This is a genomic window from Erythrobacter fulvus (genome assembly GCF_028595285.1).
GTDB classification, from domain to species: domain Bacteria; phylum Pseudomonadota; class Alphaproteobacteria; order Sphingomonadales; family Sphingomonadaceae; genus Erythrobacter; species Erythrobacter fulvus.
The window spans coordinates 211,511-227,431 of record NZ_JAQQXQ010000004.1 but is presented as its reverse complement, the minus strand read 5'-3'; the positions used below and the strand labels follow the sequence as shown (position 1 = coordinate 227,431).

Annotated in this window: 11 protein-coding genes and 1 tRNA gene; 7 read left to right on the top strand and 5 right to left on the bottom strand. The window is 63.8% G+C overall.

The features are described 5' to 3' along the window. Positions 1 to 67: 67 nt before the first annotated feature. Positions 68 to 2,389 carry a TonB-dependent receptor gene (locus OIK40_RS07000; protein WP_273677329.1) on the bottom strand — a complete coding sequence of 774 codons (2,322 nt, stop codon included), beginning with the start codon at positions 2,387 to 2,389 and terminating at the stop codon, positions 68 to 70. A 120-nt stretch (positions 2,390 to 2,509) separates the two neighbouring features. Here OIK40_RS07000 and OIK40_RS06995 point away from each other — a divergent pair, with 120 nt between their 5' ends. From OIK40_RS06995 to OIK40_RS06980, 4 genes are all read left to right on the top strand, one after another. Continuing rightward, positions 2,510 to 3,169: a TetR/AcrR family transcriptional regulator gene (locus OIK40_RS06995; protein ID WP_273677327.1), complete on the top strand. Its 660-nt coding sequence runs from the start codon at positions 2,510 to 2,512 to the stop codon at positions 3,167 to 3,169. A gap of 200 nt (positions 3,170 to 3,369) precedes the next feature. After that, a complete protein-coding gene (locus OIK40_RS06990) occupies positions 3,370 to 5,643 on the top strand; it encodes a TonB-dependent hemoglobin/transferrin/lactoferrin family receptor (RefSeq protein ID WP_273677325.1) in 2,274 nt (757 codons plus the stop codon). 18 nt (positions 5,644 to 5,661) lie between these two features. Next, positions 5,662 to 6,672, top strand: coding sequence for a DUF6607 family protein (locus tag OIK40_RS06985; protein ID WP_273677323.1), 1,011 nt, complete (start codon positions 5,662 to 5,664; stop codon positions 6,670 to 6,672). 62 nt (positions 6,673 to 6,734) lie between these two features. Then, entirely contained in the window at positions 6,735 to 7,412 is a 678-nt protein-coding gene (locus OIK40_RS06980; protein ID WP_273677320.1) for a Fe2+-dependent dioxygenase, read from the top strand. Here OIK40_RS06980 and OIK40_RS06975 read toward each other — a convergent pair. Both OIK40_RS06975 and OIK40_RS06970 read right to left on the bottom strand, forming a co-directional pair. Further along, on the bottom strand, positions 7,356 to 8,126 hold the full coding sequence (locus OIK40_RS06975) for a hypothetical protein (RefSeq protein ID WP_273677318.1): 771 nt from the start codon (positions 8,124 to 8,126) through the stop codon (positions 7,356 to 7,358). The genes OIK40_RS06980 and OIK40_RS06975 overlap by 57 nt on opposite strands. Before the next feature lie 39 nt (positions 8,127 to 8,165). Beyond that, positions 8,166 to 10,793, bottom strand: a complete 2,628-nt coding sequence (locus OIK40_RS06970; protein WP_273677316.1) for a M14 family metallopeptidase — start codon at positions 10,791 to 10,793, stop codon at positions 8,166 to 8,168. Positions 10,794 to 11,019: 226 nt separating this feature from the next. Between OIK40_RS06970 and OIK40_RS06965 the strand changes: the two genes are divergently transcribed. The 3 genes from OIK40_RS06965 (at position 11,020) to OIK40_RS06955 (ending at position 13,372) form a co-directional block, all read left to right on the top strand. After that, positions 11,020 to 11,568 carry a pseudouridine synthase gene (locus tag OIK40_RS06965; protein ID WP_273677315.1) on the top strand — a complete coding sequence of 183 codons (549 nt, stop codon included), beginning with the start codon at positions 11,020 to 11,022 and terminating at the stop codon, positions 11,566 to 11,568. A gap of 50 nt (positions 11,569 to 11,618) precedes the next feature. Beyond that, positions 11,619 to 12,461, top strand: coding sequence for a 23S rRNA (adenine(2030)-N(6))-methyltransferase RlmJ (locus OIK40_RS06960; protein WP_273677313.1), 843 nt, complete (start codon positions 11,619 to 11,621; stop codon positions 12,459 to 12,461). A gap of 153 nt (positions 12,462 to 12,614) precedes the next feature. Continuing rightward, a protein-coding gene (locus tag OIK40_RS06955) for an IS5 family transposase (protein WP_273677311.1) occupies positions 12,615 to 13,372 on the top strand; the annotation gives its coding sequence in 2 pieces (ribosomal slippage) (positions 12,615 to 12,951 and positions 12,951 to 13,372; 759 coding nt in all). Between the two features lie 472 nt (positions 13,373 to 13,844). Here the strand turns inward: OIK40_RS06955 and OIK40_RS06950 are convergent. Then, positions 13,845 to 13,919, bottom strand: a tRNA-Val gene (locus tag OIK40_RS06950). A 106-nt stretch (positions 13,920 to 14,025) separates the two neighbouring features. Continuing rightward, positions 14,026 to 15,918, bottom strand: a complete 1,893-nt coding sequence (gene sppA, locus OIK40_RS06945) for a signal peptide peptidase SppA (protein ID WP_273677310.1) — start codon at positions 15,916 to 15,918, stop codon at positions 14,026 to 14,028. Positions 15,919 to 15,921: the final 3 nt, after the last annotated feature.

Sequence of the window (15,921 nt, the reverse complement as noted above, 5' to 3'; positions counted from 1 at the left end):
TCAAGGGAAGAGGGGAAGGGCGGCGGTGATTGGCTGAGAGGCCGCCGCCCGTCCCGGGGAGAGCAGATCAGAAATTGACCTGCGCAGTCACGAAGATCCGGCGCGGATCGCCGTAGAAGCCGGTCAGCGTGCCTTCGCGGCCCAGCGTCGGAACGAACGGCGTGCCCGGAGGCGTGCCGCCCGCGACGAAGTTGTAGCCTGCGACGATGTATTCCTTGTCAAACAGGTTCTTGCCGTGCAGCCCGATCGAGAACAGCCCGCTGTCGAGGGTGTAGACGATGCTCGCATCGACCAGCACGAAGCCGTCCTGATCGAGGAACGGGTTGGGCACTTCGAACTGGCTCGCGTCCGAACGCATCGAGGCAAGGCCGATCAAGTCGACCATCCCGCTCGCCACCGGCAGGCCCATGTTGAAGCCCATGTGCGCGGTGATGTCGGGGGTGTTCTGGAACACCCGCTGATCGGCCACGTCATTGCCGAAAGCATCGATAAAGGTGTTGAACTTGGCATCCAGCACGCCCAGCGACCAGTTGATGCTGAAGCGGCTGCCGTCGCCCGCGAAGTCCTTGCCCACCAGCGCCGTGCCTTCGAATTCGATCCCGTTGACGTCGGCACTCGCCGCGTTCGAGGTGATGCCGATAAAGCTGTCGTTGGTGCCATCGCCATTGCTGTCGAAACCGACCGAGCCGGGGATCTGGACATCGTCATACTGGCCGATGAACCCGGCAAGACGGATGTTCAGGCGGTTATCGAGCAGCGAGGCCTTCCAGCCCAGCTCGAAGCTGTCGACCGTTTCCGGATCGAACGCCATGAAGTCGAACACCTCGTCCGCGGTACAGGCGCCGCCGGCGCTGTTGCGGCACGCGGTGGTCTGGCCGCGCGGGTCAAACCCGCCGCCCTTGAAGCCCTGCGAATAGGTGAAATAGACGTTGTGATCGCGGTTCGGCTGCCAGCTGATCGAGGCGCGCGGGTTGAAGTCCTTGAACGTCGCACTGCCATCGAAATCGCTGGTAACCGCGATCGGGAAGCCCGCGCCGCCGAACAGATCTGAGAACCCGCCGAGGAAGGTCGTGCGCAGCACGCGGCTGGAGCGCTTGTCGTTGGTATAGCGGCCGCCCAGCGACACGCTGATGGTGTCGGTCAGATCATAGGTGAAATCGCCGAATACCGACCAGGTCTTGGTATCGACATCGCCGAGTGTCTGAGCGGTGAGGCCGTTGAGCGTGGTGAACAGCGCCACGTCGAACGCGGTGAAGGCGTTGGCGTCGAGGTAGTAGAAGCCGAGCACGCCAGACAGGCGGTCGCCTTCATACAGCAGCTGGAATTCCTGGCTGAACTGATCATTCTCGTAGATCGCCGGCACGTCGAGGTCGACTGCGGGAAGGCTGTCGAAGTCGATCGGGGTGGTCGACGAATCCTCGCGGTAGCCGGTGATCGACTTGAAGGTGAGGGTATCGCTGAGCTCGATCGCGACATTCAGCGCGCCGCCATAGGCTTCGACTTCCTGATCGACGATGTTCAGGCCCGCGCGGGTGTCGAACACATTGTCCAGCACCGGCGCCCCCGACAGCTGGCCGGGGATGAGGCGGTGTCCCTGCCGCGCCTGGCTATTGTCCTTGATATAGTCGCCGGACAGGCGGACAAATACCGGGCCGCTGTCGAATTCGATCGTGCCGCGCGCTGCCCACACGTCCTTGTTGTAATTCTCTGTGCCCAGCGTGAGGTTGTCGCCGAAGCCCCCGCGCGACAGGCGCGCGCCGCTTGCGCCGATCTTGAGGTTGTCGGTGATCGGGGTCGATGCCGACACGATCAGGTCGGCCTGATCGTAGGAACCATAAGTGCCGCGGATCTTGACGCTGGTATCCTCGGGCAGATTGGCGGTGACATACTTGATCGCGCCGCCGATCGTGTTGCGGCCGTAGAGCGTGCCCTGCGGGCCGCGCAGCACTTCGATGCGTTCGACGTCGTAAATGTCGAGCACGGCAGCCTGCGGGCGGTTGAGATAGACGTCGTCGATATACAGGCCCACGCCGGCCTCGAACCCGGCGACCGGATCCTGCTGACCCACGCCGCGGATGAAGGCGGTGAGCGTGGTGTTGGTGCCGCGGCTGACCTCAAGCGTCAGGTTGGGAACCTGCTGGGCGACCTGGGTCAGGTCCTGCACGCCCTGCTGCACTAGGCTTTCGCCCGAAAGCGAGGTGACCGAGAGCGGTACATCGATCAGGCGTTCCTCGCGGCGGCGGGCGGTGACGATGATCACGCCATCTTCCTCGGCCTCGCTCGCGGCGGTGTCCGCAACAGAGTCCTGCGCGAAGGCCGGTGCGGCCAGGGTGGCAATTCCGGCGCAACCGGCAAGCAGCAACGCGCGTGCGCAAAGCATTTTCGTCATGGGGTAATTCCTCTCCTGCCCTCTTGTGATCCGACCAATATTGAAAGTTGAACCACCTTTCAAGTTTAGACTTGTGCGCAAGCGGCGCAAGTCCTACCGAATGCGCGGAGGGAGTAGCTGATGGGCAACACTCGGGCATCCGGGACGAAGGTCGTATCCGCGGTGGCATCCGCGGACGCGGCGTGTGGCGATGCCAAGGCGCCGCGTACCGAGCGCGGGCGGCGGACGTTGCGCAAGTTGCTGGATGCTGCGGCCGAGGAATTCGGCGAGAAAGGCTTTCACGAAGCCTCGGTCAGCTCGATCACCCGCCGCGCAGGCGTGGCGCTGGGAAGCTTCTACACCTATTTCGACAGCAAGGATGCGCTGTTCCGTGCGCTGGTTGCCGACATGAGCGAGAAGGTACGCACGAGCGCGCGTTCGGCCTTGTCCGACAACATGGGGGCGCTGGAAATCGAGCGTGCCGCTTTGGCCGCGTTCCTCGGCTTCGCGGCTGAGCACAAGGAAATATACCGCATCATCGACGAGGCCGAATTCGTCGATCCCGAAAGTTATCGCACCCACTACCAGACGATCGCCGACCGCATTGCCGACCGCCTTCGCGCTGGGTCTGCCACCGGCGAGTTTCGCGACGGGCTGGGCGAGCTCGAGGCGTGGGCCGTCATGGGCATGAACGTTTTTGTCGGCCTGCGATACGTGGTGTGGGGCGGGGCGGAGATGTCCCCCGACGAAGTGGCGGCCGGGATCAACCGCCTGCTGGCCGACGGCGTACTGCGCCGCTGATTGCTCTGCGGCAGGCGTGCTGCGCCGACCGAAAATCTTGTGAAACTCTGTCGGATATGCCGCGATGCAGGCGCCTTTTGTGTGCGCCCTTTGGCGCAGATCATTGCGCGAGCGATTCGCATTAGCAGCACTATTGACTCTCATTCGCAATAACGTCACAAGGCGGGCATCCCCTCTCCCTCCAGTAGGAAGCCCCCGTTTTGAACAGCTTGCGTTCCACCATCGCACGTCCCTCTCTTGCTGCCGTCGGCATTGCGCTTGCGACCGCTCATGCAGCTTCGGCAGCCGAAGTTACCGAAAGCACCGCAGCCGAAGCCGAAAACCAGCAGCAGACAGGGCGCATCACCGTCACCGCGACGCGGACGCCCGTGTTGCAGGAAGAGGCGCCGGCCACCGTCACCGTCATCACCAGCGAAGACATTGCCGACCAGCTCGCTACCGACATCCGCGATCTGGTGCGGTTCGAACCCGGCGTCACTGTTCGCCGTGCGCCGGCCCGCTTCGGTGCAGCCTTCGGATCGACGGGCCGCGCCCGCAACGAGGACTTCGTCATCCGCGGGATCGGCGGCAACCGTGTGCTGATCCAGGTCGACGGAATCCGCAGCCCGCAGGGCTTTGCCTTCGGCGCGCAGGATGCCGGGCGCGGCGGCTTTACCGACGTCAGCCTCGTGAAGCAGGTCGAAATCCTGCGCGGCCCGGCCTCGGCGCTTTACGGCAGCGACGGGCTGGCCGGCGCGGTCAGCTTTGTGACGGCCGATCCGGTCGATCTTATCGCAGCTGAAAGTTTCGGCGGCTTCGTCACCTCACAGTTCTCGAGCGAGGACAACGAATTCGCGCAGACCGCGACGCTGGCCGGGCAAAGCGGCGATCTTTCGGCCATGGTCGCCTATACCCGCCGCGACTTTCAGGAGATCGACAACCGAGGGCGCAACGACGGCATTGGCCCGGACCGCACTGTGCCAAACCCGCAGGACGGGCGGAGCAATGCGGTGCTCGCAAAGCTCGTCTGGGATAATGGCCCGCACCGTGTCCGGCTGACCGGCGAATGGCTTGATGCAGCAGTCGAAACCGAAGTTTTGACCGGCCTCGGTCCCGCCTTCCTGTTCGGCCCCGCGCCGGTTTGGACAGTCGATGCCCTGAATGCGCGCGACACCAACGAACGCGTTCGTGCTTCGCTCGACTGGACCTATGACGGCAGTCCCGACGATGCGATCGAATATGCTTTCGTGTCGGCCTATTGGCAGGATGCCGAGGACCGTCAGTTCACCTTCGAAGAACGCACTGCGCTCGGATTCGTACCTGCGCCCGACCGCGAGCGGCTGAACACCTTTGAAAACCGGATCTACGGCGTCGTCGGCGAGGCGCGTTCCTCGTTCGAAATCGTCGGGATGCAGCACCGCATCGCATTCGGCGGCGATGTCAGCTGGACCCGCCAGCAGGGTCTGCGTGACGGCACCTTCCCCGGTCGCGGCGAGAGCTTCCCGACCCGCGCTTTCCCCGTCACCGACTTCACGCTGGGCGGCATCTTCGTGTCGGACGAAATCACCTTGCTGGATGGGGCGCTGACCCTGTTTCCGGCTCTGCGCTTCGACTTTTACGATCTCGATCCGACCGATGACCCGCTGCTGACCAGCTTCAACCCGCAAGGCCAAAGCGACAGCCGCCTCAGTCCCAAATTCGGTGCGACGATAAAGCTGGCAGGCGACGTGATCCTTTTCGGCAACTACGCACAGGGTTTCCTCGCGCCGACCCCTTCGCAGGTGAACAATTTCTTCGAATTCATCGCGGGCGGCTACACCTCGGTGCCCAATCCCGATCTACGGCCCGAAACCAGCGAAAGCTGGGAAGTGGGTTCACGCTATGTGGGCGATGTCTTCTCGTTACAGCTCACCGGCTTTCGCGGCGATTACGACAATTTCATCGCCCAGCAAGTGGTGAGCGGCAGCTTCACGCCGCAAAACCCGGCGATCTTCCAGTTTGTCAATTTCAACGCGGTCGAGATCGAGGGGCTGGAAGCACGTGCCGAGATGAAGCTCGACAGCGGCTGGAACGCGCGGCTGGCGATGGCCTATGCCGATGGCGATATCATCGCGCCCGGCGGCAGCCGCACTCCGCTCGACACGATCGATCCGTTCAACCTCGTCGCGGGATTTGGTTATCGCGATCCGGAAGGACGCTTCGGGGGCGAACTGATCCTCACGCACAACGCGCGCAAAGGGGGCGACGAACTCGAGCGCGCGGCAGACGGCACCGACCTGTTCGTGCGTCCGGCGGCCTCGACCATCCTCGACCTCACCGCATTCTATGCCGTGACCGAGCAACTGAAGCTGCGCGCGGGCCTCTTCAACCTCACCGGTGAGCGATACGCGCTGTGGTCCGACGTGCGCGGTCTGCGCACTGAGGATGCCGGAATCCTCGACGCCTTTACCCGCCCGGGGCGCAATTTCAGCGTCTCGGCCAGCTACCGCTTCTGACCCTAAAGGAGGACTGACATGAACCGACTGACCAAGACATTCCTCGCCTCCGGCCTCGCCGCGCTCGCGCTCGTTGCGGTGCCTGCACCTGCACTGGCCGACGATCCGATCATCCGCACCGATGATGCAGCCAAGGCCGCGTTTGAAGCCGACCGAGAAGCCATTCTCGCCATGGCGGGCGATTTCAAGGTGACCTTCGACATGCAGGAATCGACCCCCTGGATGGAGGATTACGAACCGCTCGATCGCAAGATTTCCGGCGGCTACGAATCCGTCCGCGTGATCGAGGATACCGGCACACGCATCGTGCTCCAGCATCTTCTGGTGACCGGCGACGATGCCAACCCCTACGTCGTCAAGCACTGGCGCCAGGACTGGCAATACGAGCCCGAAAAGATCCTCGCCTATGCGGGCGGCGACAGCTGGGAATGGACTGCGGTGCCGGACAAACTGCGCAAGGGGCGCTGGTCGCAAACGGTTTATCAGGTTGACGACAGTCCGCGTTATGCCGGTTGGGGTCAGTGGGAGACGACCCTTGGCGTAAAGCGCTGGCGTTCCAACTGGACCACCCGCCCGCTCGCCCGGCGCGATGCAATCCGCAACCCGGTCTATGATCGCTATGTGGGCATCAATCGCCACCAGTTGACCCCCAACGGCTGGATCCACTGGCAGGACAACACCAAGCTGATGCCGGCTAAGGACGGGAGCGGCGAACTGGTGCCCGTAGTGCAGGAATATGTTCTCAATACCTATGAGCGGTTCGACGGCTACAATGTCGCCGCAGCAGAGGATTACTGGGCCAAGACCAAAGCCTATTGGGACGCGGTACGCGGCAAGTGGGATGAAGTCGCGGAAGCTAATGGCGGCCTTCGCATCGAACAGGAGCCGGGCGCAGGCACCGCGATTGCCAACGAACTGCTGATCCTCGCCGATCTCATCAAGGCAGGCAAGGAATCGCCCGAAGCCGCGCGGGACAAGGCCTTGGCGATGATTGCGGAGGGCACCGCCACAGCCAATGGCGGCGACTGAACGCTGGCTTTGCCGACCGGCGCGCTTTCCTTGGCGCGCCGGTCAAGATACAGCCTTCGGCCATGATCCTTGTCATCAATGCTCTTGACGATGCCGAGCATCTCGCAGCGCTGCGCGAACGCATCGCCATGCTCGAATGGCGCGACGGACGCGAGACGGCAGGCGCGGTCGCGCGCGAGGTGAAGCGCAACCTGCAGGCGGCCATGGACAGCTCCGCCGGAAAGCGGGTGCATGACGAATTGCTGCCGCTGATCGCCGAAAACGCAGTGGTGAAGGCCGCCGCCCAGCCACGCCGCTTTTCACCGCTGATCGTCAGCAAGACCGGTGTGGACGGGCAATACGGCGCGCATGTCGACAATGCCCTGATGGGCAAGGGCGCTGCCCGTTTGCGCACCGATCTGTCCTTCACGCTCTTCCTCACGCCCCGGGAGGAATATGACGGCGGCGAGTTGCTGATCCACGCCGCCGGGATGAGCCAGGAGGTGAAAGGCGATGCCGGCCAACTGGTGCTATACCCTTCCACGAGCATCCACGAGGTGAAGCCTGTGACGCGGGGCGAGCGGGTGGTGTGCGTTGGCTGGATCGAAAGCCTTGTTGCCGATCAGGCGCGCCGGGAAATGCTGTTCGATCTGGAAAACCTGCGCACTTCCCTGCGCCAGAAGCTGCCCGCGCAATCGAGCGAGCTACTGACGCTCGACAAGACCATCGCCAACCTGTTGCGGATGTGGGCGCACGCCTGACGGTTTGGCAGGGCGTTTGCCCTTGATCGTGAACCAGATGATCAGGCTGACCCCGATTACGCTCGGGCCGGCCCAGATCGCCGGGTTGAACACGTGTTCGGGCACCAGCCGGATCAACCCGACCGAAAGGAACGCGGTGTAGGCCGAGATGCCCATGCCGATCAGCGCACGGAAATGTTCGCCGACGTGCGTGCCGCGCGCGGGCTCGCCTGTGCGCCAGATGTAGCGTTGCTGGATAAGCATCGCGACGATGCCGATGAAAGCCACCAGCACCATCAGCGGATGCCCGACCAAGACACCGAAATAGCCGCACCAGGCGCCGGAAATCACCACGGCCGCTATCACCGCCTGATAGCGCGGGGCTCGCAGCGCGCGGCGGTCACGGTTGTGGCGCACCACCGCAAGGCCATAGTCGACAAAGCCGATGGTGAGCACGCCGAGATAGAGCATCATCCACCCGAACAACCCGTCGAACAATTGACGGTCGGTAACCTCCGGATGCCGCTGTTCCGGCCCGTAAAGCGATAGCAGCGCCATCGCGATCGCCAGCGCGCCCGCGCCGAGGAAGCCGTAGCAGGCGACCTTCCCCCATTTGCGGTGGTTGGCCGCGCCCTTGCGTGTGACGATCGGCCCCCAGAATGCCGTCAGCCCCACCGCTCCGGTGGCGACATGAAGGGCGACAAGGGCTTCGAACAGCGCCATGCCCGCAGGCATGACACAATCGACCCGCTTAGCCTAGAGGCGCAAGGCGGATCAGCGCACCCGTGAGGGCGCGACGAGCACCGCATTGGCAATCAACAGGTCGAGCCCGTCGAGATAGGCGCGGGTCGAAGGGTCATGGGCAAAGCCGATCACCAGCCCGCGCCCCTGCCGCTGCGCCATCAGATAGGGCTTGTAGGCCAGCTGGCGGCGGTTTTCGTCCCACACATAACCGCTGGCAATCAGGTTGCCGGGCGCGGCAAAGCGCAGCACGTTGACCCCGTCGGCACGATCGAGCGGAGTGAAAATCTGCGTTCCGGTTGCCAGCACCACGCCGCCGTCGTCGTAACCTGCGGACAGAAAGTGGTCGCGCTGGGCCACAACGTTGAGCAACGCGCCGGGCAGGGTGTCTGGCAGCGCCTTTTCGTCCTTGATCGCCTCGCGATACTCGGCGTCGGTCGCAATTTCGAGCGCTTCGGCAAGGCCTGCCTCCGCGTCGTCCCCGCCTGCGCCCGGATCGCGCCCAAGGGCCGCCTCGCGCTTGACCGCGAGCATCGGGCTGTCGCCACCGCTGAAGGTTTCGAGGCTGTCGCCCACTGCCACCAGCACGCCGCCCTTGCGGACGAAATCGCGGATGGTGCGCTGCCCGCCTTCGCCGAGGATCGCGGAAGGATCGCCTTCGGGCACCAGCAGCACGTCATATTCCGACAGATCGGCGCGCGCGAGGCGCTGGGTGCGGATCGGCGTAACCGGCAGGCCAAGCCGGCGTTCGAGCACATAGCGCATCGCGCCCGCGCTCAGCTGAGAGATGCCATCGTCCCACGCGATCGCGACGCGCGGCAAGCTCAGCCGCACGAAGCTTTCGCTGCCAAGGTTCGGGCCGCTGTCCACCCAGCCTGAAGCAAGCGCCACGGTATGCGCGCCGACTTCGCGCGCAAGCATGGCGAGGCGGGCCATATTCTCGGGTGAGTTGTCGCCCGCCGGGAACACCACCGTACCGCGCGGGAAAGTGTTTCCGCCGGAGGTAAAGGCCTTGTCGGTGACGCGGCCCTTGATCCCGTCGCGCAGCGCGAGCGTAACGAGGCGTGCCTGCCCGCTGTCGGTCCACGGCACGGCAATCGCAAAGGCGCCCGAACCTTCGTTCAGCGGCGCGATCGGTGTTTCGGCAGCGAGCGCATCGCCGGTCGCGGCGGCGTTGCACAGCGTGACATCGGTTCCCGCCATCAACCCGACCGACCATGCGGTGACATCATAAAGCTCGTGCGGCAGGTCTTGCGAGCGGCGACGCTCCTGCTCCTCCAGAAAGTCGGGCGGCAGCGGGGTGTCGCGGTCGAGCAGGCTCTTCACCAGCCGCGCAGCGGGCTGCGCCTGCGGGACGGCGAGATAGCCCTGCGGGAAGCTCTTGCCGCATGCGCTTGCTGGGCCTTCGCGGCGCAGCACGGTGATCCCTTGCGCGGCGAGCCGCCGGCCGAGGCTCTCGGCATTCCAGCGCCGCTTGGAAAGATCGATCAGGTAGGTGCCGCGTCCTGCCGCACCATTGGCATTGGCGGCGCGATATTGCGCGAAGTCGCTGAGGAACCGCTGCGGATTGTCCGCCACCGCTCCTGCCGTGGCAAGGCTGGTGGTGAAGTGGTTGCGCACCCCGTCAGCATAGGTCAGCTCGGTCCCGTCGCGCCGTTCGAACACGAGACCGCGTGCGGAGGCCTGTTCGTAGGTGCTGCCGATCGCGCCCTGATGCGCGTTCCAGGTATCGCCGTAGCCGGGGTAGAACAGGTCATAGACCTCGCGGGTGAAATAGGGCTCGCCCATGGCGTCGAAAGCGGCGGCGTTGGCGCGGCCGATCAGCTCGTAGGCGCGGATCTGTGCCTGCGTGAGATTGGGGCTGAAAGGCTGCGCGGCGGGGCTGAAAAAATAGCTCTCGTCCCCGCCCATCTCGTGCAGGTCGACCACCACCACCGGGTTCCAGCTGCGGATCGCGGCGACCTTGCCGCGGGTCTCGGGCTGCGAAAGCGTGAACCAGTCGCGGTTCAAATCGAACATGTAGTGATTGACCCGCCCGCTCGGCCAAGGCTCGTCATGCTCGGCGGCCTGACGGTCCGCTGCCGGATCGATTCCGCTCGCGGCAAGGAAATTGTTGACGAACCGCGCCCGCCCGTCGGGGTTCTGCATCGGGTCGATCACCACGATCGTTTCGCGCATGATCTTGTCGGCCCGGGCATCGCCCTGCGCGGCGAGCAGATGATAGGCGGTCATCAGCGCGGCATCGGTCGAGGAGATTTCGTTGCCGTGCACGCCATAGGCCAGCCACGTCACCGGCAGTGCTGCGCCGTTTGAGGCGCGCCCGGCTGCGATATTGGCCAGATCGGCCCGAATGGCGTCGAGTCGGGCGATATTGTCGGGCGAGGAAAGGATCACGTAGTAAAGCGGGCGGCCTTCCCAGGTGCTCGCATACTGGACCATGCGCGTGCGGTCGGGCGCGGCGGCGACCAGCGCCTTGAGATAGGCATAGGTCTGGTCGGGCGAGGTGATGCGGGTGCCCGGCGCATGGCCGACCGTTTCGGTCAGGGTCGGGATTGTAGGATCGAACGTCCCTTGCGCAAACGACTGCGCCTGCGCGGGCGCAGCCACCCCCCACAGTGCCGCCAGCACGACGAGGCACCGGCCCCACAGCTTGTTCCGCATCAGATATCCTCGCTTTGCCCGCATGGAATGAGAGCGCGAGCCTTGCCGCGAAGTCGTGCGCCGGGTCAAGCGGGGAGGGGTGTTTGGCCTATCCCGAAGCGGACTATTTCACACTGTCCGAAAAGGGCGTGCGGATTGCCGAAATGACTTCCGGTAAAGCAATCAGCCTGTCCGGCGGTGGCATGGACTTGCAGACATAGCCGCAATCGAGCGGTATGAACTCGGGATGGCCCGGTTGCTTCTGTTCAACAAACCCTTCGGCGTGTTGTCGCAATTCACCGATCGCGGGTCGCCGACGGTTCGATCGACATTGTCGGACTTCATTGCGGTGAAGGGCGTCTATCCCGCCGGAAGGCTGGATCGGGACAGTGAGGGCCTGTTGCTCCTATGCGATGACGGGCGATTGCAGGCGCGCATTGCCGATCCGCGCTTCAAGCTGCCCAAGACCTATCTTGTGCAGGTCGAAGGCGATCCGCAGGAGCAGGAGCTGGAAAGCTTGCGGCAGGGCATCCGGCTGAAGGACGGCATGACCCTGCCAGCCGAAGTTGCCCGTATTGATGCGCCGGATCTGTGGCCGCGCGATCCACCGATACGCCAGCGCAAATCCATTCCGGACAGCTGGCTCAAAATCACCATCCGCGAAGGGCGCAACCGCCAGGTGCGAAGGATGACGGCAGCGGCGGGATTCCCCACCCTCAGGCTGGTGCGCTGGTCGATCGGCGACTGGACTGTCGCGGGACTGGAACCGGGGCACTTTGCGGAAATCTCGGTCTAGGCGGGAAATAGAACTCGTCTAAAGGCTCGTCGTCAGGATTCCGGAGTCCCATGAATTATCGCCACTCCTTCCATGCCGGCAATAGCGCCGATGTCGTGAAGCACGCTCTGCTGATCGCCCTCGTGCGGGCCTTGCAGATCAAGGAGAGCGCGCTGACCCTGATCGACACCCATGCCGGCTGCGGGATTTATGATCTCGAGGGTAACGAAGCCCAGCGCACCGGAGAGGCCGCCGGAGGCGTGCTGCGCGCCTTTGCCGATCCGAACCCCCTGCTGGACGACTACCGCACAGCCGTGATGGCAGTGAATGAAGGGATGAACGCAGGGAGGGGGCCGCGCCTCTATCCCGGAAGCCCGCACATTCTGTCGCAACTCCTGCGAGGGCAGGATTTGTTGATCCTCAATGAAAAACACCCGGAGGACGCCCGCTCTCTGCGCAGTGCGATGCGCGGCACGCCCGCTGCCGTGCATGAGCGCGACGCCTACGAGCTATGGCTGGCACTACTGCCGACAAAATCGCCGCGCGGCGTGGTTGTGGTCGATCCGCCCTACGAGCAGACCGACGAGCGTGCCCGTATCACCGCCACCCTCGCCGCCGCGCACCGCAAATGGGCACATGGCGTCACGGTGATCTGGTATCCGCTGAAAGACCGGGCGGCGCATCTGCGGTGGAAGGACAAGCTCGGCAGGCTTGGCATCCCAAAGTTCCTCACAGTGGAGCATTGGCTCTATGATGCCGATCAGCCCGGACTCTATAACGGCGCCGGCCTGTTCATCATCAACCCGCCCTACGCCTTCACGCAGGGACTGCCGCCGCTGCTGGGGGCACTGCGCGCCGCGCTAGCACCGGAAGGGCACAGGGGCGAGATCACAGCCGATTGGCTGGGCGACTAGAATTGCCCCGATCGCTGTGACGTCACCCTCTTCCGGGGTACCGTCAGCTTTGGCGCGTAACTTTTCAATGGCATCTAGGGTCCGGACCCATAAACAGGATTCCCAGCAGCGCCGGGATGTGATTCATGTGTTTCCAGTGAGGAGGCATGGCAGATGGCGGATTTCTTCTGGTTTTCTGATGAGCAGTGGGCGCGGATTGAGCCGCTCCTACCGCAGGATACGCGCAGGATGCCGAGGGTCGATAATCGGCGGGTGCTCTCCGGCATTGTCCATGCGCTTAAAAGCGGCGTTCGTTGGGGCGATTGTCCCGAACACGTCTACGGCCCCAATAAGACTCTCTACAACCGCTTCCGGCGCTGGGCCGAGCGCGGCGTTTGGGAGCGCATCTTGGCCGATCTTTCCGGGATCGACGGCGTGCCATCGAAGCTGTTCATCGACAGCTCGTGCATCAAGGTCCACCGCACTGCTGGCGGCGCAAAAGGGGGGGCTTGGCTCATGGTATCGGCATCACCAAAGGCGGAAGGAACACCAAGCTCCATGCTATCTGCGACGAGAAGGGCCGTCCCTACGTCCTCCTGCTAACGCCCGGCAACACGCACGACGCAAAGGTCGCGATCTTGGCGATCAATGCCGTGCCGCCCTCGGACTATCTGGTCGCTGACAAAGGCTACGACAGCAACGCCTTGCGCTCTTGGCTGATCGAGCGCGGCACCACGCCCGTCATCCCCTCAAAGTCCAACCGCAAGATCCAAGTCGAGCACGACCGGCAGATCTACCGCCAGCGCAACGTCGTCGAGCGCATGTTCTGCCGGTTCAAGGACTGGCGCCGCGTAGCAACTCGGTTCGACCGCAACATCAAGACCTTCATGGCAACCATCGCCATCGCCGCCTTCGTCACATGGTGGCTCTAATGAGTCCGGACCCTAGTTTTGGATGCTTGCATGGAATCGAACCAAATTCGCCCTTGATTTTGGCCTTCGGAGTTTCATCTCTTCGCGAGAGGATTAGGTCAAAGATCAGTCCCATGTCTCACAAGTTCCAAGCTTTTCTGGGCGGCGCGCCCCTTTGCGTTCTTCATCTGGATGAAGCTCGGGCCTTCTAGCGGTGCAGGGAAAATGACTGTTGTTGCTGGGCAGCGGTGTTTGTCGGAGCCTGAGGTGTCCACGAGCTACGAGTTCATCCGCTTTTTGCGCTGCCAGCTTCGATCATAAGCCGATTGGGTGGGTTCTGAGCCGGAGAAAATCGACGCAGAATGAAGGAAATGCGGCGCAACAATATCGTTGCCAGAGAAAATCATCTTGGGTTGATTGGTGCGTGCTCACACCGCGTTTTTCATGTTCTCTTATGAAAACCGGCACCATCTTTCTCAAGTGATTGAAAAGATGGTGGGCGCGACAGGGATTGAACCTGTGACCCCACCCGTGTGAAGGGTGTGCTCTACCGCTGAGCTACGCGCCCGTCCGTTTAGGCCGTGCGGCCCGGACAGGGGCGCGCCTTTACTGTGCCCGTCGGCGCTTGGCAAGCACTGGTAGCGCCCGGCGTTCCGACTTTTTGCCGTACCCGCTCAGTCCGCGAGCAGCAGCTTTGCCAATGCAGCCAAGCCGCTCGGTCCTTCGGTGCGCGACGCGGGTGCGACCGGCCGTCCCGGACATTCGAGGCAGAAGGCCTGCACGCCCGTGACACCCGTCAGTCGTTCGACATCGCGGGCTAGGCGCACAGAGAGTTCGTTCTGGCGGCGGGCGACGAGGGCAAAACCGTCTCGGGCAGGCAGCGCGCTCGCCGGTGCAACTGCGTTGGTCAACAGGCGGCGTATCAACGGATCGTAATTATCCGTCTCGGCGCCGAGGAACACCGGATGCCATTTGCCCTGTTCGAGTCCTGCCTTGCCGGCAGCCCAGGCCAGTGCATCCTCCAACCCGCCGAACTGGTCGACCAGCCCGTTCTGGCGCGCTGTGCCGCCGTCCCAAACCCGGCCCTGTCCGATGGCGTCGACCTTCTCCACGCTGAGGCCGCGCGCTTTGGAAACCCGCGCAAGGAAGTCGCGGTAGGTCGATGCCACGCCTGCCTGCAGCACGGCATCGATCTCGGGCGAGAAGCCGCCAACGATATCGGGCTGGCCGGCCAGCGGCGTGGTGCGATAGCCATCAGAGTTGAGGCCGATCTTCGCCGCTGCCCGTTCGAAACTCGGCAGGACAGCGAACACCCCGATCGAACCGGTGATGGTTTCGGGCTGTGCGAAGATCCGGTCGCTGGAGGTGGCTACCCAGTAGCCGCCGCTCGCCGCGACATTGGCGAAGGACACCGCCACCGGGATATTGCGGTCGCGGTAGCGCTGGATCGCGCGGCGGATCTCTTCGGAAGCGGTGGCCGAACCGCCGGGCGAATCGACCCGCACCACCAGCGCCGCCAGATCATCGTCGAGCGCCCCGTCGAGCAGGTCTGCGATCCGCTTGCCGCCGGCAGTGCCGGGACCGGCCTCGCCATCGACGATTTCACCCGCGATGGTGACGACGCCGATCTTCTTGCCGTCCCGCTCGGGGCCTATATCGGCCAGAAAGGGGGTAAGTTCGCTTGCCGCGAAGGCGCCGGGCTTTTTGTTCCAGCTATCCTTGCCCACAATTTCTGCCACCCGCGTCCCGAACTGCGTGCGGTCGCCAAGCTTGTCGACCAGTCCGGCCTTGAGCGCGGCGTCAGCAAGGTCGCCGTTGCCCGATGCGATCCAGCCTGCTGTATCGCCTGTTACCAGTGCCAGATCGGCCTTGGGGCGGGCCTTCTTGACTTTGGCCTGCCATTCCTCCCACAGCGCGCCGTAGACTCCGCCGATATTCTCGCGCGCCTCGGGCGACATCGAGTTGCGGACATAGGGTTCGGTCGCCGACTTGTATTCGCCGACGCGATAGACCCGCGCATTCACGCCGAGTTTTTGCAGCAGGTCCGCAAAATAGAGGAAGCTGCCACCCGGACCGGTCACCAGTGCCGCGCCCTGCGGATCGAGCCAGACCTCGCTGGCGTGCGAGGCTAGCAACATGTGATCGTCGGCATAGCCGAGCGCAAAGGTCAGCACCGGTTTCTTTGCGGCGCGGACCCGGTCCATTGCCTCGCCGATTTCGGTCAGGTGGACCTGCCCGCCGCCCATGAAGGTGGTCATGTCGATCACCACCGCCTTGATCCGTTCGTCGGTTGCAGCGGCATCCAGTGCGCGCACGATGTCGCGGGCGCGGTATTCCTCGATCGGCGCAGAGCGGCTCAGCAGCGCAGTAAGCGGGTCGATGACCGATTTTTCTTCCACCACGAAGCCCGACAGGTCGATCAGCAAGGCGCCTTCGCGCACCTGACCGGGGCTGGGGCGGGCCGACAGGATGCCGAACAGCGCCACAAAGAACAGCAGCATGAACAGCAGCACCAGGGCATCCTTGACCCCGACCAGAACCTTCCAGACCTTGCCGACAAAACTCATCAA